This is a genomic window from Nocardia sp. BMG111209 (assembly GCF_000381925.1).
Lineage (GTDB): Bacteria > Actinomycetota > Actinomycetes > Mycobacteriales > Mycobacteriaceae > Nocardia.
This window is the reverse complement of record NZ_KB907309.1, coordinates 1272672-1291732: the sequence shown is the minus strand read 5'-3', so window position 1 is coordinate 1291732 and position 19061 is coordinate 1272672. Positions and strand designations below refer to the sequence as shown.

Genomic DNA, 19061 nt, shown 5'->3' with positions numbered 1-19061 from the left:
ACCTGAGCGGCGTGAAGAGACTGGTGCCGTTGGTGATCGACGTCGTGCTGGTGGTCCTGTTCTGCCTGATCGGCCGGCGCAGCCATCACGAGGCGGTATTCCCCGGCCTGTTGCGCACCTTCTGGCCGTTCGGCGTCGGTCTGCTGCTCGGCTGGGCGGTGGCGGCGTGGCTGCGCGCGGACGGCGAATTCGGCTCCGCGATACGCCGTTTCGACGCGCGGCCGCTGTGGCCGACAGGTGTCGTCATCTGGTTCTGCACCGTCGCGGGCGGCATGGTGCTGCGGGTGATCAGCGGCCAGGGCACCGAACCCAGCTTCATCGTCGTCGCGGCCACGGTGCTGGCGCTGTTCCTGCTCGGCTGGCGCGCGGCCTGGAAAGCCCTGCGCTGACCGCAATCCGGCGGCCGGGCCGACGATCGCCCGGTGGCCGAGCCGGCAGTCGCGCGGCGGCCGGACGACCGATCGCTGCCGCGTCCGGCGGCTCCGGCCCTACTTGCTGTCGGGTGACGCGAGCGATTGCAGCAGCCGGGCCGCCATTCGCGCGGTGGCATCGCCGGAGTCCACATCGTCGATGTGCACCGCGAACGCCAGATCGCCCATGGTGGCGAGCAACCAGCCGCCGGTGCCGCCCTTCGCCGCGAAGGCGGTGACCCCCGCGTAGTGGCGCAGGGTCGCCAGATCCGGGCCGCCGACGGCCTCGTCGTGCAGCATCGCGCGCAACCGGTCCACCGCCTCACCGGGCAGCGGGTTGATCTGGGCGTCGGTGGTCGCGGGCCGGCCGATCTCGATCATCGGCGGGATCAGTCCGCCGTGCGCGATGGCCGCCGCCGCGATCGCCATCCCGAACGGGCTGGCCAGGATCGGATCGCCGCTGCCCTTGTTCACCTGCTCGACACCCTTGCCGGACAGCGGTACCCGGCCGGTGATCTGGTCGAGTCCGGCCACCCGGTACCCGACCCCGATCCCGAGCATGGCCGCCGCCTCGGCGGTGTCCTGCAACGAGACGTCCTGCGGCGCCTTCTTCTTCACCACCGCGGCGACGGCCTTGAACAGATCGGCGGCCCCGCCGACCGGATACGCGGCGGTGAACGCCGGTGAACCCTGTTCGCTGGCATAGGTGTTCTGCGCGGTGGCGACCACCGCGCCGGTGGACGGCTGGATGGCCACGATCGAGGCCGCGGTGCCGGCGCTGACCACCGCGTCCTCGGCGGCGCGCTGCAACCGCGGATCCAGCGTGGAGGCGACGTCGGGCGCGGGCGGTCCCGGCTGCCCGGCGAGCTGGTAGACCAGGTGGCCGTTGGGGTCGAGCAGTTGCACACCCCATCCGGCGTGCTGGTCGCGATCCTCCTGCCACACGTTGCGCAGCGCGTCCAGCAGCGGTGACCACACCCGGCGGTCGGTCGCGATCACCTTGGGCGACTGTTCCAGCACCACACCCGGAATCGGCGCCAGGCGCGGCTGGAGCACGGCGAAATCGTCGTCGCGCAGCGTCACCGCGGTGATCGGCTTGCCCTGTGCCGCCGAGAGGTCCTGCATCAGCGAACCGCCGGTGATCAAAGGCGCCACCGGCTTGATTGCGTCGGCGAGGGCGTTGGTGGACGCCACCGGGTCGGAAGTCCTGGTCGGATCCAGTTTCACCACATTGATGGTCTGCTGGGTCATCAGCGCCTCGCCCGCGTTGTCGTTGACCTTCGGCGGCGGGGTCGGGTCGGTGCGGACGTATTTCACGCTGTGCTGACTGTCCAGCGCGGGCATCACGACACCCGGATCCCACGAGATTCGCCAGCCGATAGCCAGTTTCCGGATACTGCCCTGGAGGTCGTAGCTCCAGTCCTTACCGGCCCCGAAATTCCAGTCGGCCTTGAGGTTGAACATGCCGGAATCGGCGTCGAGGTTGATGTACTGCGCCAGTTGATAATCGGGCTTGGCGTCGCCGAGACCGTCGAACATCTGCTTCAACGTGGCCTCGGCGCCACTGGGATACGAGGTCAGCTGTGCCGCGGAGGTGGCGTCGCGTTTGTCGAGCAACTGGGTGAAGTGCTCGACCACACCCTCGGGACCGCTGGGTTTGCTGTGCAGCGCACAGGATCCGGTCGCGACGGCCACGAGGGCCGCACTCAGCACTGCCAGTGCGCCGCGTACCCGAATGCGGCGGGATCCCCACACATTCATATCGGCCCCACTCTTCACCCTCGTCACTCCGGCAACAGCCCAACGGTACCCGAGGCAGCGTCCGCGATTTCGCCGCACCGTCCGGCGAGAACGGGGCGCGCCGACCCGCATTCTGAATGTTCAGCGCCATACTCGAGCACCACCATAGTGCCCGGATCGCAACTTTCGCCGGATCGTTCGCGGAATCGTTAGTTAGCCGTGGTCACCACTTCCGTACCGCCGGAACCGTTCTCCGACGGCGTAATTCCGTACCGCCGTTCCCGCGTAATCTTGTAATCACAGTTACAACGTATCGCTCGGAACTCAGTGAGGTGCAGAGATGAGACACGGACATCGAGGGCGCGGATTCGGCCGCCCGGGCGGCTGGCAGCAGGCGGATCTTCCGGATCCGCAGGATGCGCCGGACTGGTTCGCCGGGCGGTTGCCCGCCGAATGGTTCCTCGGCGCGCCCGTCATCGAGATCGACCGGGACGAGATCGTGGTGATCGGCCGCCTGCCGCTGTCCGCCACCGGCGAACCGCTCGACGCCGAGACCCCCGCCGAGGCCGAACCACCGGCCGACGCGACCGCGGATGCCGAGGTCCCGGCGGCGACCCGGGAGGGTCTGGTGTCGCGGTTCCGGGAGGGCACCCGCCCGGCCCGGATGCAGATCGCCCAGGAGGCGCAGGCGCGGTACGGCCGCAGCGTGGCCTGGGGCGTCACGATCGGCGCGCCGCCCACGGCGACCGCCGAGCGAATCATGTTCACCCATCTGGCCGTTCCGGTGATGACCCGGCTGCGCCAGCCGGAACGCAAGGTGCTCGACACCCTCGTCGACGCCGGTGTCGCCCGCTCCCGCGCCGACGCCCTGGCGTGGACCGTACGGCTGGCCGGTAAGCATGCGGAGGAATGGCTCGAGGAGTTGCGCACGGCCATGACGAAGGTCGACGACCTGCGCGCCGAGGGTCCGAAGGGGCTCTGAACTCCCCTCCGCCGCCACCTCGCCCGGCCCCGCTAGGGTGTCCGGCATGTCACCGATCCTCGTGCTCAACGGCCCGAATCTGAACATGCTGGGCATCCGGCAGCCCGAGGTGTACGGCTCGGACACCCTCGACGACATCGTGGCGCTGGCCGAGCGGACGGCCGCCCGCTTCGACCGCGAGGTCGCCGCGTTCCAGTCGAATTCCGAAGGGGCGCTGATCGATCGGATCCACGCCGGCCACGGCGCGGTCTCCGGCATCGTGATCAACCCGGGCGGCCTCACCCACACGTCGGTGGCGCTGCGCGACGCGCTGGTGATCCCGGAGGTGCCGATCGTCGAGGTGCACATCTCGAATGTGCATGCGCGCGAGGAATTCCGGCACCACTCCTACATCTCCCCGATCGCCACCGCGGTGATCGCGGGCATGGGAATCCAGGGCTACGCCGCGGCCGTCGAATTCCTCTGCACCCGAGCCTGATCCGGCGCCGCGACGAATTCGCGGAACAGGCCGTCCTCGAATCGTTTCCGCGCGGGAGTCAGTGCGGTTCCGATGCCGGGGAGATCAGATGGCCGGTGGCGATCCGCGCCCCCAGCTCCGACAACAGTTGTGCCGCACCGGCCATGGAGCGGGCCGGATCCGGTTCGAGGTCGGTCAGTGGATAGCAGGCCGTGAATCCGGCGGCCCGGAGCCGATCGGCGTCGAGCAGGCAGCGACCGGCCACCGCCACGACCGGTACCCCGGCTGCGCGCGCGGCGGCGCAGACGCCGATCGGCGCCTTGCCGTGCAGGCTCTGTTCGTCCAGTGAGCCCTCACCGGTGATCACCAGCGCGGCATCCCGCACCAGGGTGCGGAAGTCGACGAGGTCGAGCACCACCTCGATCCCGGAACGCGCCACCGCGCCGAGCACCGCCATGGCCCCGAATCCGGTGCCGCCGGCCGCGCCCGCCCCGGGCCGGTCGGCGCGGTCCGGGCCGATCAGTTCGGCCCAGCGCGCCAATCCCGTTTCCAGCAGCGCGATCTGGGCACGATCGGCGCCCTTCTGCGGCCCGAAGATCGCTGCCGCGCCCCGGCTTCCGAGCAACGGGTTGTCCACATCCGAGGCGAGCGTGACGGTGGTCTCGGCGAGCGCCGGGTGCAGACCCGACTTGTCCACCCGCACCGCATCGACGAGAGCCGCACCGCCCGAAGGTATTTCGCGACCGTCCGCAGCCAGGATGCGCAGGCCCAGGGCCTGCAGCAGACCGGCGCCGCCGTCGGTGGAGGCGCTGCCGCCCAGTCCCAGCACGATCGAACGGATGCCGTGGTCGAGCGCGTGCCGGACCGCGAGGCCCAGTCCGCGGGTACCGGCCCGCAACGGATCGGGCCGGCCACCGGGCAGCCGCTCCAGCCCGGCGACGGTGGCCAACTCGATGACGGCGGTACCGTCGTGCACGGCATAGGAGGTGGTCACCGGCGCACCGGTCGGACCGACCGCGTCCAGCGGCACCGCTGTCCAGCCCGCCGCCACGAACGCGTCGACGGTCCCGTCGCCGCCGTCGGCGACCGGCAGCGGGCGGATGTCCGCGGCGGGTAGCACGCGACGGATGCCGGCGGCGAGCGCCGCCGCCACCCCGGGTGCGGACAGCGAACCCTTGAACTTGTCCGGCGCCAGCACCACCACGCCCGGATTCCCGTGCACCATCCCGATATTGTGCACAGCACATGTGCGCCACCGGAACTCGGTGCGCGGAGTTGTCCACAGGTGTGCATAGGACGAGAAACAGACATGATCATGTTTCGATCGGCGGCCACGGGCGGCAGGCCATAGGCTCGTCGGGTGACCAGGCAGACCGATCTCGACATCGCGGACGCTCCAACCGTGCGCAACAACCCCGCCGCGAGCCGTTTCGAACTGTATGTCGGCGGTGAACTCGCGGGCACCGCCGAATATCAGGAGACCGCCGCCGAACGGGCCTTCGTGCACACCGAGATCGATGCCCGCTGGTCCGGCCGGGGCCACGAGGCGCTGCTGGTACGGACCGCGCTGGACGACACCCGCCTCGACGGCGCCCAAATTCTGCCGATGTGCGCGGTGGTGCGACATTTCATCGAAACCAATCCGGAATACGGCGCACTGGTACCGCACTGGGCCCGGGAATCATTCGGGCTCCAGTAGCGGTCCGGTAACAATTGCCCGATTCGAAAGTAGGAATGCCTGCATTTCGGACCTGATTCGCCCAGTGCGAACATTCCAACTCGACGCTTGGCACCACACGGTTTCGCTCGCGGTGCGATGATGACTGCGTGGCACGCGCAGAGGAACACGGTGACCGCTCCAGACGCGAATCCCGGCACGACGAGCAGGCAGTACGACCGGGAACGCTGCTGGTCTCGGCGACCGACCTGGTGGAGCCCTCGTTCCGGCGCACGGTGGTGTACATCGTGGAGCACAACGACGCCGGCAGCCTGGGCGTGGTGCTGAACCGCCCCAGCGACACCGCCCTGCAGGACGTGCTGCCCCGCTGGTCCGAGCTCGCCGCCGCGCCGCGCGCGCTGTATCTGGGCGGACCGGTCAAGCGTGACGCCGCGCTGTGCCTGGCCACGGTCAAGGCCGGTACCGCCATCGAACAGGTGCGCGGACTGCGCCGGGTCGACGGCCGGGTGGCGCTGCTGGATCTCGATTCGGATCCCGAGGACATCGGCCCGCTGGTCGAGGGCATCCGGATCTTCGCCGGATATGCCGGTTGGACCTTCGGTCAGCTGGCCGGCGAACTGGAACGCGGCGATTGGATCGTACTGTCGGCCCTGCCGACGGACCCGATCGCCGGCCGCACCGACCTCTGGGCCCAGGTGTTGCGCCGGCAACCGCTGCCGCTGTCGTTGTTGGCCACACATCCGATCGAACTAGAACGCAATTGAAATCGTATACGCCTAGTGTGGCCACGAACTGTGTCGAAGCGGCGTCCCCGGACCTGCCGACGGTGATCCCCGCCGTCGTGCGCGAGCCCCTCGGGCTCCCAGCTCGCCGATCGACACGGTGAGATGGGCGTCCCGACCCATTCCCCCGGCGACCGGGCCACCCACACGGCAGGCGTCTTCCGAGATCCCCGGACCCCACCGGAGACCGGCGCCTCGCCGGAGCAGGCACGGCTGTTGCGGGCACTGTACGACGAACACGCGACCCCGCTGTGGCGCTACACCTACAGCCTGGTCGGAGACGCGGGACGAGCCGAGGACATCGTGCAGGAGACCCTGCTGCGCGCCTGGCAGCGCCCGCACGTGCTGGACCAGTCCACCTCCTCGGCGCGGGCCTGGTTGTTCACCGTGGCGCGCAACCTGGCCGTGGACGAGCACCGCAGCGCCCGGCACCGGCGCGAATACCGGATGGACAACCCCCCGGAACAGTCGGAACCGGATCAGGCGGACCGGGCCGTCGACGGCTGGCTCATCGCGGACGCGCTGGCGCGATTGAGCGGCGATCACCGCGCGGTGATCGTGCGGGCCTACTACCGCGGTCTGTCCACCCAGCAGATCGCGACCGAGTTGGCCATCCCCGAGGGCACCGTGAAGTCACGCATGCATTACGGTATGCGGGCCCTGCGCTCGATACTACAGGAGATGGGGGTGACGAAGTGACCGAGACCGCGCCTGCCGCGGATCCGGAGTCGGGCGACCGCTATGCGACGTGGGACGGCCCGTACCTGCTCGGCGCCCTCGGCCGTACGGATCGGCTCGAGTACGAGGAGCATCTGGTCGGCTGTCCGGAGTGCCGTGCGGCGGTGGCCGAGCTGTCGGGTCTGCCCGGCCTGCTGGGCCGCGTCGATGCCGATGTGGCCCTGGCGCTGCTCGATCCCCTCCCGGAGATCGAGCCGGGCGCCGTGGATCCGGCACCGGTTGTCCCGCTGTCCACCGTCGCGCACCGCGCGGCCACGCGTCGTTCGCCCGCGCACCGCTCGCCGGCGACCCGCCCGCCGCGGCGCCGGTCGCTCGCGGTGGCCGGTGCGGTCGCCGCCGCGGCCGCCGCCGTGGCGATCGCGGTGCCGATCACGGCCACGCTGACCGAGCGGTCCGCACCTCCCGTCGCCGCCCAGGTGGTCGCCGAGCGCCAGATGAACCCGGTGGTGTCGACCCCGGTCTCGGCGAGCTTCAAGGTGATCGACTCGCACGGCAAGGCGACCGTGGAGATGTCGTGCAACTACGCCGCCGGTGGCGCCCCCTATCAGGCCGCCTTCGAACTGTGGCTGAACGAGCAGGCCGGGCCGCCACAACGGCTCGCGGGCTGGTGGGCCGGCCCCGGCGATGCCTTGACCCTGTCCCGGACCACGGACCTCGATCCGCAGCACGTCCGCAGCGTGGAGATCCGCGCGGCGGGTGGTCAGACCATCCTGGTCGGCACGCTGTAGGGCCCACGGCAGTAGGCCCTGCAGGACCCACCCACCACGACGAATACGGGGCCCACCGGAAGCAATCCGGTGGGCCCCGTTCGTGTTCCGGCGTCAGCGCGACAGACTGGGCTCGCAGTCGACGGTCCGGGCCCACATGTTCGTATCGTCCGGCAGGATCTGCGGGATCGCCGGGCCGCGGCGAACCGGCAGCGGCGCCGCCGGGAATCCCAGCGCGCTCAGCACCGCGGCGCCCGCGGCGGGATCGCCGACGGTGATGCGGGCGCTGCCGTCCGGATACGCCTTGGCGGCGATTCCGGCGCGGGCCAGGGTCTCGGCGGTCCCCGGTCCGGGCAGATACAGGAAGTTGGCCCGGCTGCGGGGCACCCGGATACCGCGGGTCCGCAACATCGTGCGCAGCAGTTCCCGTTCGGTGCCGATGCGGGCGATGCGCTCGGTCAGTTCGGCGCCGGCCGCATAGCAGGCGACGACCGCCGCCACCGCGGATTCCGGTGTGCCGAACGGCAATTGCAGCCGGCGGACCCGGCGGACCAGCTCCGGCTGCCCGAAGGCGTAGCCGATGCGCAGTCCGGCGAGACCGTACGCCTTCGAGAAGGTGCGCAGCACCAGCAGATTCGGATACCGGTCCGTCAACTGCACCGCGTCCAGCGAATCCCCGTCGCCGAGGAATTCGACGTACGCCTCGTCCAGGATCACCGGAATGTGCCGGGGCACACCGAAGAGGAACGCCTTCAGCTCGCTGGCCGGGACCACGGTGCCGGTCGGATTGTGCGGACGGCACACCGCGATCAGCCCGGTGCACTCGTCGACGGCCCGCGCCATCGCCCACAGGTCCTGCCGGCCGGACGAATCCAGGCCCACGCCAACGGTTTCCAGGCCGACCATCCCCGCCATGATCGGATAGCCGTCGAAGGTCGGCGCCGCGTACACCATGCGCTGCCCGGGTACCGTGAGCGCCTGCATGATCTGCAGCACCACCCCGGTACCGCCGGCCCCGACCACGACCCGATCGGCATCGATGCCCAGATGCGCCGAGATCACCTGCGGCAGCCGGTGCGGCAGGAACTCCGGATACCGATTCGCCTCCGCCAGAGTGTGTTCCAGCGCGGACACCACGGAAGGTAAAGGCGGGAACGGATTCTCGCTGAGCGTGAGATCGAAGCGGGCGCCCTCCGGACGGTGCCGGAAGGTCGCGGTGCGGGTGGTCATCGTCCGGCCCCCCAGCGCACCGCCGCGGCCGCCGCGAAATCGCCCGCGTGCGCGAAGGCGGCCATCAGCACCACCGAACCGTTGTCCAGCCGCCCGGCCCGGTTCTCGGTGTCGAGGGTGACGGGAATGCCTGCGGCGAAAAGGTTTCCGCACCGGTCGAAGGTGTCCGGATGCCGCTCGGCCGGCATCTCCAGCGCGTCGTGCCAGTTGCGCAGGAACAGCCGGTTCGGCTGGTTGGTGACGAAGGTGTCGATATCGCGCCCCTTCACCCCGATCCGGTCGCACACCGTCAGCGCCACCTCCGGCACCAGCCGGTTGCCGCGCGCGAACACCTTGGTGACCTTGGATTCGGTGAAGCTGACGCAGCCCTGCCCCTCGCCCGGCTCCCAGTACTTGCGGTCGGATCCGCTGCTGAAGTCCATGTCACCGGCGAATTCGGGATAGCTGCGGCATTCGATGTCCAGGATCGGCGCGTCGTCGTTCTTCACCAGCAGCCCGACGCCGCAGCCGTCGCCGGGCACCGGGGCCTGGGCGAGTTTGCGGATATCGGTCTGGGTGAAGACCTGACCGGCGGTGTTCTGGGTCGCGGCGATCAGCGCGGTCTTGGCGTCGGTGGTCTGCATGATCATCCGGGCCAGCGCCATCATGTGCACGAAGGCCGCGCACCCGCTGTTGTGCACATCGAAAACCCAGCCGGGACGCATGTCCAGCCGCCGGGCCACCTCCGGCCCGCAGCCCATCACCGGATTGTCCGGCAGCTGGGTGTGGGTGATCAGGATGTCGATATCGCGGAACAGATCGGTGCCGTGCCGCTCGCGCAGCGGCGCCGCCGCCTGTTCGACCATGTCCACCGCCGTCTGGTCCCGCGAGACGTGATGGCGGGCGCGCGGCGCGCGGAACATGACATTCTTCGCCATCCGATCGGAGCGGGCGAACTGCGTGAAATATTCGGTGCCGACCGGGTCGCCGGGCAGATAACTCGACACGTCGACGAGACTCACCGGCGCATGCGTCGGCGCGACGGAATCCGTGAATTCCATGGGTGTTACCGTCCTCACTTCATCCAGTCGGGCTTGATGGGGAGGCCGTGCGCTGCCCGATATTCACAGATGGCCTTCAGGTTGTCCATTTCCAGCTGATGTCCGGCGGAGAACATGTCCCAGAAATCGCCGACCCACACCGGTCGTCCCGGCGGCGCCGCTTCCGGATAGGGATTCTCGTCGTAGAACGGATGGTGACAGTTGACCCAGATCACCACCGAACCCGGCTTGTTGAATACCAATTGCGCATCGATCACGCGCATCAGGTAGATCATCCACAGATGCGAACCCTGATCCCAGGCGCAGTGGTAGTCCACCGTCATGGCGTCGGCGTGCGCGACCGTGCGAGTGTAGATCTCGGTCTCCTTGCCCAGCCGGTCGTAGGCGAGCCAGAGCCCGGGCTCCTCGGTCTCGACGAATCCGCGCAGGCTGTAGGTCCATTCCTCCAGGCACCGGGTGTCGGCCAGATAGTCGAACACCTCCTGCGGCGGTGCGGCGATGTAGGCCTGGACCGGGCAGAACTCACCGAAGATCTGATCGTGCGGATACACCGAGCGCAGCATGTCGACGATGATCGGCGTGGTGGCCTCGCGATCGGAGTTCTCGATGCGCAGGACGCCGGGCAACACCTCGGGAATATCGCTGAGCGCGGGTAGGGCACTGGTGGTCACGGATGCCTCCTGGGAACCGACAGAAAGGGAACGAACGGGGGAATTTCGTCGGGATCGCAATCGATACAGACGAACGAGGGGCCCGGGTGGTCCAGGCACAGGCGCAGAACGGCGGCCAATTCCTCGATGCTTCGCGGAGACCAGGCCGGCAGTTCCGGGAACATTGCCGCCACACCGGCGCCGATGTCGGTGGGCCGGAAGCGATTGAAGCTGTATCTGTCCCCATAATACAGTTGCTCCCGAGTGATGCACATGGCGTGTGCATTGTTGTTGCACACCACGAATGTGATCGGCAGTGCGTATTCGATCGCAGTGTGAATCTCCATACCGTGCATGAAGAATGCGCCGTCCCCCGCGACGACGAATGTCCGGCGCTCGCCGCCGTCGGGCTGCCACCGGCGGGCGAATGCCGAGCCGATACCCGCCCCGAAGGCGTATCCCATACCGCCCATGCCGAGGGCCACGACGAACCGGCCGTCGTGCGGCAACCGCAGGTGGTGTACCACCGCGGCGCCGGTGTTACCCGCGTCGGCGAATACGTCCGTGCCGGATTCGATTGCGCCGTTGAGGGTTTCGACGATATCGCGGTAGCGCAGGCCGGGCCCGCCGGCCTCCGGCACCGACAGTGGCGTGAGCTCCTTCATCCGGCGCTGCGGCTCCGCCGAAGTCACCGCCGCGGCGCCGTCCTCCGGCGCGGCGAGCAGGGCCAGCGTGGCGGCCAGATCCGTGCTGGTGAAGTGGAGTGCGGGCAGATACGGCTCCTCGGCGCCGACACTGACCACCGGCACCGTGCCCAGCGGCTCGTCCAGTCCGGTGCGCGCGGTGACCGGCAACCGGGTGCCGACCAGGACACACAGGGCGGCGCCGCGCACGGCGTCGACGAGTTCCGCGTGGCCCATGCTGCCGGCCACTCCGCAGAATCCGGGCAGATCGTGGTCGTAGACATCCTTGGCATCCGGTGCCACTCCCACCGCGGCATCCAGTGCCGTGGCCAATCGCTGCAATTCGGCGCGCGCGTCGTCGCGCGCCACCTGATCGCCGGCGATGACCACCACCTTGCCGGTGGACCGGGCGGTCCACAGCGCGGTGCGGACCGACTCCACGCCGGCCGCATCCGCCGTGCCCGCCGGCGCCGGCACCCGGAAGGGTTCGACCTCGCCCATGTCCGCTTGTTGCACATCCTTGGGCAACAACAACACCGCGGGCCCGCCGCGCCGGGTCGCCACCACCGCCCGCGCCAGGTGGGCCGGCAGTTCGGCCGCACTGTTCACCCGGGCGCAGTAGTAGCTGATCGGCTCGTAAAGCCTTGCGGCATCGAAGGTTCCGGCAAGTCCGCTGGTGTCCTGAAAGGCCCCTTTGCCTTCCAGTACGGTCGGAGCCTGTCCGACCAGCGCCAGCACCGGAACCCGGGAGGCGAACGATTCCGCCAGTCCGGCAACCAGATTCATCGACCCGCCGCCGGAGGTGGCGACCACGACCCCGAGTCCGGCAGTGGAACGGGCGTAGCCGTCGGCCATGGTGGCCGCCGAGAATTCGTGTTTGGCCACCACACCGGTGACATCACAGTCCGTGTCGAACACGGCATCGTAGAAATCCTCGATATTCGCGCCGTCGACCCCGAAGACGTGATGTACGTCCAGGGCCGCGACCGCTTGCACCAGATAGTCCACCGCCCGCGTCGGCATGGGCACTCCTTCCTGTGCACGCACACCTCGACGTTCGCGCACATCCGGGTCGCTCGTACAACCCGTCCACGAGCCACGCCGATCTTCGGTTCAGTACGGGCCGGATTTTCCGGCTCCGAGTTCGGAACCGACCCGTATACGCAGGTCGCCGCCCTCCTTGCCTTATACGTATACATATACGTATATTGGAGGCATGCCCAACAAGACGGTCTACGTGAAAGACGAGGACCTGCCGCTGTTCGATCGCGCGCAGGAGCTCGTGGGGGGCAATCTGTCCGGCGCGATCCTCGCGGCGCTGCGCCGATTCATCGAACTGGAGGAGGGCCGCATGGCCGGCTTCGAAGAAGTGGTGCTCCGGGTCGGGCACGACGGCGTCCGGCAGATCCGGTTCTCCGGCCGGCTGCTGGCCGAGTTGCGCGACCTGAACGGCGCGAAGCTCGAGCAGTACCGCGTATTCCGCACGCGGAAGGGCAAATTGGCGCTGCACACCCAGCACTCGGATTGGAAGGACTACCCCACCGACGCCAACTGGCTCAAGGATCTGACCAACTGGCGCAAGATGCTCGGCATCGCCCCGATGGAGGAGTGGGGCGATTTCGACATGCAGGTGTTCGATTCGCTCGACGACCTCCGTGACCACATCCCGGCGAAGTTGTACCGCCGGGTGGCCGACCTCGAATCGCATCCGCACATCGAGGATCTCGACATCTGATCGACCGCCGGGCCCCGCGCCCGGCCACAACCGCACACCGTCCACCTCGGCCGTCCCCATGGTCGCGGCGTACCCGACCCATGCATTCATAACGATTCATTTATCAATTTCGAACGAAGAGGAATCATGTCCGATATCCCGCGAACCCCCGCCATCTCGGCCGCCGGCCTGCGGAAATCCTTCGGCGATCAGGTCGTGCTGGACGGTATCGACCTCACCGTCCCGGCCGGCACGATCTACGCCATGCTCGGGCCCAACGGCGCCGGCAAGACCACCACCGTGCACATCCTGTCGACCCTGCTGCGCGCCGACGGGGGCGATATCCGCGTCGGCGGGCACGACGTCACCGTCGATCCGGGCCCGGTGCGCGAACTGATCGGCGTGACCGGCCAGTTCTCGGCGGTCGACGAACTGCTCACCGGCCGGGAGAACCTGCTGCTGATGGGCGATCTGCGGCATCTGCCCCGCCGCGAGCGCACCCGGCGCGCCGACGAGCTGCTGGCCCGGTTCGATCTGGCCGAGGCCGCGAACAAGGTGGCGAGCACCTACTCCGGCGGTATGCAGCGCCGCCTGGACCTGGCGATGACGCTGGTCGGCGAACCCCGGATCATCTTCCTGGACGAGCCCACCGTCGGCCTGGACCCCCGCAGCCGCCGGGCCATGTGGGACGTCATCCGCGAGCTGGTCGCCGGCGGCGTCACCATCTTCCTCACCACGCAGTATCTGGAGGAGGCCGACGCGCTGGCGCATCGGATCGCGGTCCTCGACCACGGTCGCATCGTCGCCGAGGGCACCCCGGATCAGCTGAAACGGCTGGTCCCCGGCGGCCACATCCGGCTGGACTTCGACAACCGCGCCGAACTGGACACGGCCGCCGACCTGCTCGGCGGCGTGGCCCGGCCCGAGGATCTGACCCTCGCGGTGCCCAGCGACGGCGCCGTGGCCACCCTGCGCGCGGTACTCGACCGCCTCGACGGCGCCGGCCTGGAACCCGCGGGCCTGTCCGTGCACACCCCGGACCTCGACGACGTCTTCCTCACCCTCACCGGCGACCCGGACCGGACCCCCGCCGGCCGATGACCACCACCTACCAGAGAGCGGATCGACCCATGAGCACGACCACCGCCCCGGTGACCGACACGGTCACCATGCTGCGCCGGAACCTGGTGCACGCCAAGCGGTATCCCGGCATGACCATCGGCGTGATCGTCATGCCGGTGCTGTTGCTGCTGTTGTTCGACTACATCTTCGGCGGCGCGCTGGGCCGGGCCATGTCGGGTGTGCGCTACATCGACTACGTGGTGCCCGGAATGATGCTGATGATTCCGGCGTACCTGGTCGCCGGGGTGGCGGTGGGGGTGGCCTCGGATATGACGAAGGGCATCGTCGACCGCTTCCGGACCATGCCCATGTCCCATGCGGCGATCCTCACCGGTCAGGTGCTGGGCACGCTGATCCAGGGGCTGCTGGGGGTGATCCTGATGGTCGTCGTCGGTGTCCTGATCGGATTCCGCTCCGGGGCGAATCCGCTGGCCTGGCTGGCGGCCTTCGGCCTGGTCGGACTGGTGATCTTCGGACTGGCCTGGCTCGGTGTCGGTTTCGGACTGTCCGCGTCGACGCCGGAGAGCGCCAGCAACCTCCCGGCCCCGATCCTGTTCCTGCCCTTCCTGGGCAGCGGGCTGGTGCCGACGGACACCATGCCCGGCGGGGTCCGGCAGTTCGCCGAATATCAGCCCTTCACACCGATGACCGAGACCCTGCGCGGACTGCTGTCGGGCACCCCGATCGGCCACAACGGGATCGTCGCGGTCGCCTGGTGCGTGGGCTTCGCAGTGGTGGGCTACTGGTGGTCACGGACGCAGTTCCGCCGCAAGACCCGCTGAGCGACGGCCGGGGCGATCAGTTCGCCGACTCGCAGGCGCCGCGCAGGGAGCAGGCTCCACAGGAGCTGCCGCAGGACTCCCGGACCGGCACCAGCGCGGCGACGGCCGCCTCGGCCGCGTTCACGCCCGCGCCGAGGGTGAACAGCGCGATCACCATGGCCACCGCGGCGGCCGCGAGCCCGGCGAGCGGTCCGGCGGTCAGCGCGATCGCGCCGCCGACGGCCAGCAGCAGGCCGGCTCCGAAACCGGTCGGGGCCGCCACCCGGTTGGCGACGCGGAAGGTTTCCTCGGTACTGAGGGCATCGTCGGTGTGCACACCGACGAAACGATTGCGGGGCAGCGTCCCGGTGAACCCGAGCACCCCGGTGACGACGGAGACCGCCGCGAGCATGAACAGGACCAGCGCTACCACGAACACGAGGTCCACGCTACCCCGCGACGGGCGGCCACGGCACGGGACCTGCCGATGACGCCGGTCACCGCCCCGGCGGCGGACGGCACCCTTTTTGGGTCCCGGGACCACCAGGTTCTACCCTGATGGGCGACGTCAATCCGGGGAACTGGGCCAACGAGAAGGCAGGACCGTGCAGGACACTCGCGCAACCGATGCCACCGTCGCAGTCGGCGACGATGTGCCCGCGCACCGCTACAACGCCGAACTGGCCGGCCGGATCGAGAGTAAGTGGCAGCAGGCGTGGGCCGACCGCGGCACCTTCTTCGCGCCGAATCCGACCGGACCGCTGCACGGCGACATCCCGGCCGACAAGCTGTTCATCCAGGACATGTTCCCCTACCCGTCGGGCGCCGGACTGCACGTCGGACATCCGCTGGGTTATATCGCCACCGACGTGTTCGCCCGCTATCACCGGATGCGCGGCCGCAACGTCCTGCACGCACTGGGCTACGACGCCTTCGGCCTGCCGGCCGAGCAGTACGCGGTGCAGACCGGCGCGCACCCGCGGGTGACCACCGAGGCGAACATCAAGAACATGCGCCGCCAGCTGGACCGGCTGGGCCTGGGCCACGATCGGCGGCGTTCGTTCGCCACCACCGATCCCGAGTTCTACAAGTGGACGCAGTGGATCTTCCTGCGCATCTACAACGCCTGGTACGACGAATCGGCGCAGCGGGCCCGGCCGATCGCCGAACTGGAGGCCGAATTCGCTTCCGGCGCACGGCCGATCGACGACGGCCGGGCCTGGTCCGTGCTGAGCGCCGCCGAGCGTGGGGCCGTCCTGGACTCGTATCGCCTGGTGTACCAGTCGGAATCGATCGTCAACTGGTGCCCCGGGCTGGGTACGGTACTGGCCAACGAGGAAGTCACCGCCGACGGCCGCAGCGAGCGCGGCAACTTCCCGGTCTTCCGGAAGCGCTTGCGGCAGTGGATGATGCGTATCACCGCCTACTCCGATCGGCTGATCGACGATCTGGAGCGGCTGGACTGGCCGGACAACGTGAAGGCCATGCAGCGCAACTGGATCGGCCGTTCGCGCGGCGCCCGGGTGAAATTCCCTGCGGTGGGCGCGGATTCGGCCGGCCCGGTCGCGACCGTCGAGGTGTTCACCACCCGGCCCGACACCCTGTTCGGCGCGACCTACGTGGTGCTGGCCCCCGAACACGAACTGGTGGACCGCCTGGTGGCGGCGCAGTGGCCCGCCGGGGTGGATCCGCGCTGGACCTCCGGCGCCGCCACCCCTACGGAAGCCGTTGCGGCATACCGGCGTTCGATCGCCGCGAAATCCGACCTGGAGCGCCAGGAGAACAAGGTGAAGACCGGCGTCTTCACCGGTGCGTACGCCGTCGACCCGGTCAACGACGCGCGGCTGCCCATCTTCGTCGCCGACTACGTGCTGATCGGCTACGGCACCGGCGCGATCATGGCCGTCCCGGGCCACGACCAGCGCGACTGGGAGTTCGCGACCGCCTTCGGACTGCCGATCGTGGAGGTCATCTCCGGCGGTGACATCACGGAGTCGGCCTGGTCCGGCGACGGCGTCCTGGTCAACTCCGACTATCTGGACGGCCTGGACGTCGAGGCCGCCAAGGCGAAGGTCGTCGAGCGGCTGGCGGCCGACGGGCACGGCATCGGCACCGTGCAGTTCAAGCTGCGCGACTGGCTGTTCGCGCGGCAGCGGTACTGGGGCGAGCCCTTCCCGATCGTCTACGACGAGGAGGGTGTCGCGCATCCGCTGCCGACGGAACTGCTGCCGGTGCAGCTGCCGGAGGTGAAGGATTTCGCCCCGGTCACCTTCGACGCCGACGACGCCGACTCCGAGCCCTCGCCGCCGCTGGCGAAGGCCACCGACTGGGTCACCGTCGAACTGGATCTGGGCGACGGCCCGAAGACCTACCGCCGCGACACCAATGTGATGCCGCAGTGGGCCGGCAGCTCCTGGTACCAGCTGCGCTACACCGATCCGACCAACACCGAGACCCTGGCCGATCCGGCGAACGAGCGGTACTGGCTGGGCCCGCGGCCCGCCGAGCACGGCCCGGACGATCCCGGCGGCGTCGACCTGTACGTCGGCGGCGTCGAGCACGCGGTACTGCATCTGCTGTACGCGCGGTTCTGGCAGAAGGTGCTGTTCGATCTGGGCGACGTGTCCGGCCCCGAGCCGTACCGCCGGCTGTTCAACCAGGGCTACATCCAGGCCTACGCCTATACCGACAAGCGCGGCGCCTACGTGCCCGCGGCCGAGGTCCAGGAGCGGCTGGACAAGTTCTTCTGGACCGACGGCGCCGGTATCGAGCACGAGGTGTTCCAGGAGTACGGCAAGATCGGCAAGTCGCTGAAGAACGCCGTCTCCCCCGACGAGATGTACGACCTGTACGGCGCGGACACCTTCCGCTTCTACGAGATGTCGATGGGCCCGCTGGACACCTCGCGCCCCTGGTCGACCAAGGATGTCGTCGGCGCGCACCGCTTCCTGCAGCGGGTGTGGCGGCTGGTCGTGGACGAGGAGTCGGGCGAGGTCCGGGTCACCGAGGCCGACCCCGCCGACGCCACCCTGCGCCTGCTGCACCGCACGATCGACGGCGTCGACGGCGACTACGCCGCGCTGCGCGACAACACCGCCGGCGCCAAACTGATCGAGCTGACCAACCACCTGACCAAGCAGTATCCGCAGGGTGCGCCGCGCGCGGTGGTGGAACCGCTGGTCCTGATGCTGGCGCCGATGGCCCCGCACATCACCGAGGAACTGTGGGAACGCCTGGGGCACACCGCGGCCCTGGCCCACGGCCCGTTCCCGGTCGCGGATCCCGCTCTGCTGGTGGCGGATTCGGTCGAGTACCCGATCCAGGTCAACGGCAAGGTCCGCAGCCGGATCAGCGTCGCGGCCGACGCCGACGCGAAGGCCATCGAGGCGGTCGCCCTGGCCGACGGCAAACTGCGAGAGTTCCTGGGCGACAAGGAACCCCGCAAGATCATCGTCGTCCCCGGCCGCCTGGTGAACGTCGTTCTGTGAGCTCGGCCCGCTAGGCGATGCCGCCGGGGGGTTGCAGGACGTCGTTCAGGGTCACCATGGACAGTTTGCGGGCGCGGATGACGTCGACCAGCTGGCCGTAGACGTGGGTCACCGGGGGGTGGTTGGCGTGGCCGATCACGATCGCCTGGTTGTTGAACCACTGGTCGGCCATCTGGACGATGTAGTCCTCGGTGACCAGGCCCGCATCCGACAGGGAGCCGTACCACATGACCGGCACGGTGTACCCGCAGTCGGCGGCGACCCGGTCGACCGTCGCGTTGTGGTAGCCGTACGGCGGCCGGAAGTAGGGTGCGCCGTCGACCCCGAAGGTGTCGTGCAGGAACTGTCTGGTGCGGTTCAGCTGCTCGGCGACGCCGCCCGCGGACAGGCGGGTCAGTGACGGGTGATCCCAGGTGTGGTTGGCGAGCTGGATCTGACCGGACTCCACCAGCGGACGCAGCGCGTCGCGATTGATCGTCCACGAGTCGTAACAGCCGGTGACGAAGAAGGTGAACCGAGCGCCGGTGTCGCGGGCGAACTGGATGTAGGCGCCGACCACATCCGGATTGACACCGTCGTCGACGGTGAGGGCGAGACTGGTGCCGTCACCGGGCAGACCGGTGATGGTCTCGGCCGCGATCGGCGTGCGCGGGCCACGCGGCGGGGGCGGCAGCATCGGCGGCCGCGGCGCGGCGGACGACCCGCCGCCACCGACGCCGACGCCGGCGGCACCGAGTCTGGGGGAATCGCTCACGGCCGGCTTCGCCGCGGAACAGGCGGCGGTCAGGCTTGCCACGGTGCCGGCGGCCAGCAGCATCAGCCACTGCCGCCGGGTCGGATCGGTTCTCATGTCGCACCTACCGTGTCGGCGGGTCGAAC

General features: G+C 69.2%; 19 protein-coding genes. 11 read left to right on the top strand and 8 right to left on the bottom strand.

The window, feature by feature from the left end; all coding sequences use genetic code 11:
* The first annotated feature begins 11 nt into the window (after positions 1-11).
* Positions 12-389 (top strand): DUF3054 domain-containing protein, encoded by a 378-nt coding sequence (locus G361_RS0137060; protein ID WP_019932207.1) that lies wholly within the window; start codon positions 12-14, stop codon positions 387-389.
* Positions 390-488: 99 nt separating this feature from the next.
* On the opposite strand, the gene G361_RS0137055 is transcribed toward G361_RS0137060, so the two are convergent.
* On the bottom strand, positions 489-2171 hold the full coding sequence (locus G361_RS0137055) for an NTF2-like N-terminal transpeptidase domain-containing protein (protein ID WP_019932206.1): 1683 nt from the start codon (positions 2169-2171) through the stop codon (positions 489-491).
* A gap of 319 nt (positions 2172-2490) precedes the next feature.
* Here G361_RS0137055 and G361_RS0137050 point away from each other — a divergent pair, with 319 nt between their 5' ends.
* Positions 2491-3132, top strand: a complete 642-nt coding sequence (locus tag G361_RS0137050) for a hypothetical protein (RefSeq protein WP_019932205.1) — start codon at positions 2491-2493, stop codon at positions 3130-3132.
* Positions 3133-3178: 46 nt separating this feature from the next.
* A complete protein-coding gene (aroQ, locus tag G361_RS0137045; protein WP_019932204.1) occupies positions 3179-3610 on the top strand; it encodes a type II 3-dehydroquinate dehydratase in 432 nt (143 codons plus the stop codon).
* A 58-nt stretch (positions 3611-3668) separates the two neighbouring features.
* On the opposite strand, the gene G361_RS0137040 is transcribed toward aroQ, so the two are convergent.
* The gene (locus G361_RS0137040; RefSeq protein WP_036496492.1) at positions 3669-4814 is read right to left on the bottom strand and encodes a glycerate kinase; all 1146 of its coding nucleotides are present in this window, start codon (positions 4812-4814) and stop codon (positions 3669-3671) included.
* A gap of 135 nt (positions 4815-4949) precedes the next feature.
* On the opposite strand from G361_RS0137040, the gene G361_RS0137035 reads away from it, so the two are divergent.
* From G361_RS0137035 to G361_RS46055, 4 genes are all read left to right on the top strand, one after another.
* Complete coding sequence (locus tag G361_RS0137035) at positions 4950-5288, top strand: GNAT family N-acetyltransferase (protein ID WP_019932202.1); 339 nt, start codon at positions 4950-4952, stop codon at positions 5286-5288.
* Between the two features lie 128 nt (positions 5289-5416).
* A complete protein-coding gene (locus G361_RS0137030; RefSeq protein ID WP_019932201.1) occupies positions 5417-6031 on the top strand; it encodes a YqgE/AlgH family protein in 615 nt (204 codons plus the stop codon).
* Between the two features lie 123 nt (positions 6032-6154).
* Complete coding sequence (locus G361_RS0137025) at positions 6155-6748, top strand: sigma-70 family RNA polymerase sigma factor (RefSeq protein ID WP_019932200.1); 594 nt, start codon at positions 6155-6157, stop codon at positions 6746-6748.
* Positions 6745-7515, top strand: a complete 771-nt coding sequence (locus G361_RS46055) for an anti-sigma factor (protein ID WP_019932199.1) — start codon at positions 6745-6747, stop codon at positions 7513-7515. Before G361_RS0137025 ends, G361_RS46055 begins: the two co-directional genes overlap by 4 nt.
* Positions 7516-7608: 93 nt before the next feature.
* Here G361_RS46055 and G361_RS0137015 read toward each other — a convergent pair whose 3' ends face one another.
* From G361_RS0137015 to G361_RS0137000, 4 genes are read right to left on the bottom strand one after another with little or no spacing between them, the layout of a single operon-like run.
* Complete coding sequence (locus G361_RS0137015; RefSeq protein ID WP_019932198.1) at positions 7609-8724, bottom strand: aminotransferase class I/II-fold pyridoxal phosphate-dependent enzyme; 1116 nt, start codon at positions 8722-8724, stop codon at positions 7609-7611.
* Complete coding sequence (locus tag G361_RS0137010; RefSeq protein ID WP_019932197.1) at positions 8721-9764, bottom strand: 3-oxoacyl-ACP synthase III family protein; 1044 nt, start codon at positions 9762-9764, stop codon at positions 8721-8723. Before G361_RS0137010 ends, G361_RS0137015 begins: the two co-directional genes overlap by 4 nt.
* A gap of 14 nt (positions 9765-9778) precedes the next feature.
* Positions 9779-10435: a hypothetical protein gene (locus G361_RS0137005; protein WP_019932196.1), complete on the bottom strand. Its 657-nt coding sequence runs from the start codon at positions 10433-10435 to the stop codon at positions 9779-9781.
* The gene (locus G361_RS0137000) at positions 10432-12120 is read right to left on the bottom strand and encodes a thiamine pyrophosphate-binding protein (protein WP_019932195.1); all 1689 of its coding nucleotides are present in this window, start codon (positions 12118-12120) and stop codon (positions 10432-10434) included. The genes G361_RS0137005 and G361_RS0137000 overlap by 4 nt, the downstream gene beginning before the upstream one ends.
* Before the next feature lie 193 nt (positions 12121-12313).
* On the opposite strand from G361_RS0137000, the gene G361_RS0136995 reads away from it, so the two are divergent.
* The 3 genes from G361_RS0136995 to G361_RS0136985 all read left to right on the top strand — a co-directional run bounded on the left by G361_RS0136995 (position 12314) and on the right by G361_RS0136985 (position 14715).
* Entirely contained in the window at positions 12314-12832 is a 519-nt protein-coding gene (locus G361_RS0136995) for an EXLDI protein (RefSeq protein WP_019932194.1), read from the top strand.
* A 126-nt stretch (positions 12833-12958) separates the two neighbouring features.
* On the top strand, positions 12959-13912 hold the full coding sequence (locus tag G361_RS0136990) for a daunorubicin resistance protein DrrA family ABC transporter ATP-binding protein (RefSeq protein ID WP_019932193.1): 954 nt from the start codon (positions 12959-12961) through the stop codon (positions 13910-13912).
* A 29-nt stretch (positions 13913-13941) separates the two neighbouring features.
* The gene (locus tag G361_RS0136985; protein WP_026343959.1) at positions 13942-14715 is read left to right on the top strand and encodes an ABC transporter permease; all 774 of its coding nucleotides are present in this window, start codon (positions 13942-13944) and stop codon (positions 14713-14715) included.
* 16 nt (positions 14716-14731) lie between these two features.
* Here the strand turns inward: G361_RS0136985 and G361_RS0136980 are convergent, their stop codons facing one another.
* A complete protein-coding gene (locus G361_RS0136980) occupies positions 14732-15133 on the bottom strand; it encodes an SdpI family protein (RefSeq protein ID WP_026343958.1) in 402 nt (133 codons plus the stop codon).
* Positions 15134-15299: 166 nt separating this feature from the next.
* Here G361_RS0136980 and leuS point away from each other — a divergent pair, with 166 nt between their 5' ends.
* Entirely contained in the window at positions 15300-18182 is a 2883-nt protein-coding gene (leuS, locus tag G361_RS0136975; protein ID WP_019932190.1) for a leucine--tRNA ligase, read from the top strand.
* Between the two features lie 10 nt (positions 18183-18192).
* On the opposite strand, the gene G361_RS0136970 is transcribed toward leuS, so the two are convergent.
* The gene (locus G361_RS0136970) at positions 18193-19032 is read right to left on the bottom strand and encodes a polysaccharide deacetylase family protein (RefSeq protein ID WP_019932189.1); all 840 of its coding nucleotides are present in this window, start codon (positions 19030-19032) and stop codon (positions 18193-18195) included.
* Positions 19033-19061 lie beyond the last annotated feature (29 nt).

What these genes read in the sequence shown, in the direction of transcription:
- G361_RS0137000 (WP_019932195.1), bottom strand. Translation starts at nt 12,120, where the DNA reads ATGCCGACGCGGGCGGTGGACTATCTGGTGCAAGCGGTCGCGGCCCTG.
- G361_RS0136995 (WP_019932194.1), top strand. Translation starts at nt 12,314, where the DNA reads ATGCCCAACAAGACGGTCTACGTGAAAGACGAGGACCTGCCGCTGTTC.
- G361_RS0137050 (WP_019932205.1), top strand. Translation starts at nt 2,491, where the DNA reads ATGAGACACGGACATCGAGGGCGCGGATTCGGCCGCCCGGGCGGCTGG.
- G361_RS0137025 (WP_019932200.1), top strand. Translation starts at nt 6,155, where the DNA reads ATGGGCGTCCCGACCCATTCCCCCGGCGACCGGGCCACCCACACGGCA.
- G361_RS0137010 (WP_019932197.1), bottom strand. Translation starts at nt 9,764, where the DNA reads ATGGAATTCACGGATTCCGTCGCGCCGACGCATGCGCCGGTGAGTCTC.
- G361_RS0136970 (WP_019932189.1), bottom strand. Translation starts at nt 19,032, where the DNA reads ATGAGAACCGATCCGACCCGGCGGCAGTGGCTGATGCTGCTGGCCGCC.
- G361_RS0137015 (WP_019932198.1), bottom strand. Translation starts at nt 8,724, where the DNA reads ATGACCACCCGCACCGCGACCTTCCGGCACCGTCCGGAGGGCGCCCGC.
- G361_RS0136990 (WP_019932193.1), top strand. Translation starts at nt 12,959, where the DNA reads ATGTCCGATATCCCGCGAACCCCCGCCATCTCGGCCGCCGGCCTGCGG.
- G361_RS0137055 (WP_019932206.1), bottom strand. Translation starts at nt 2,171, where the DNA reads ATGAATGTGTGGGGATCCCGCCGCATTCGGGTACGCGGCGCACTGGCA.
- G361_RS0137040 (WP_036496492.1), bottom strand. Translation starts at nt 4,814, where the DNA reads ATGGTGCACGGGAATCCGGGCGTGGTGGTGCTGGCGCCGGACAAGTTC.
- aroQ (WP_019932204.1), top strand. Translation starts at nt 3,179, where the DNA reads ATGTCACCGATCCTCGTGCTCAACGGCCCGAATCTGAACATGCTGGGC.
- G361_RS0136985 (WP_026343959.1), top strand. Translation starts at nt 13,942, where the DNA reads ATGAGCACGACCACCGCCCCGGTGACCGACACGGTCACCATGCTGCGC.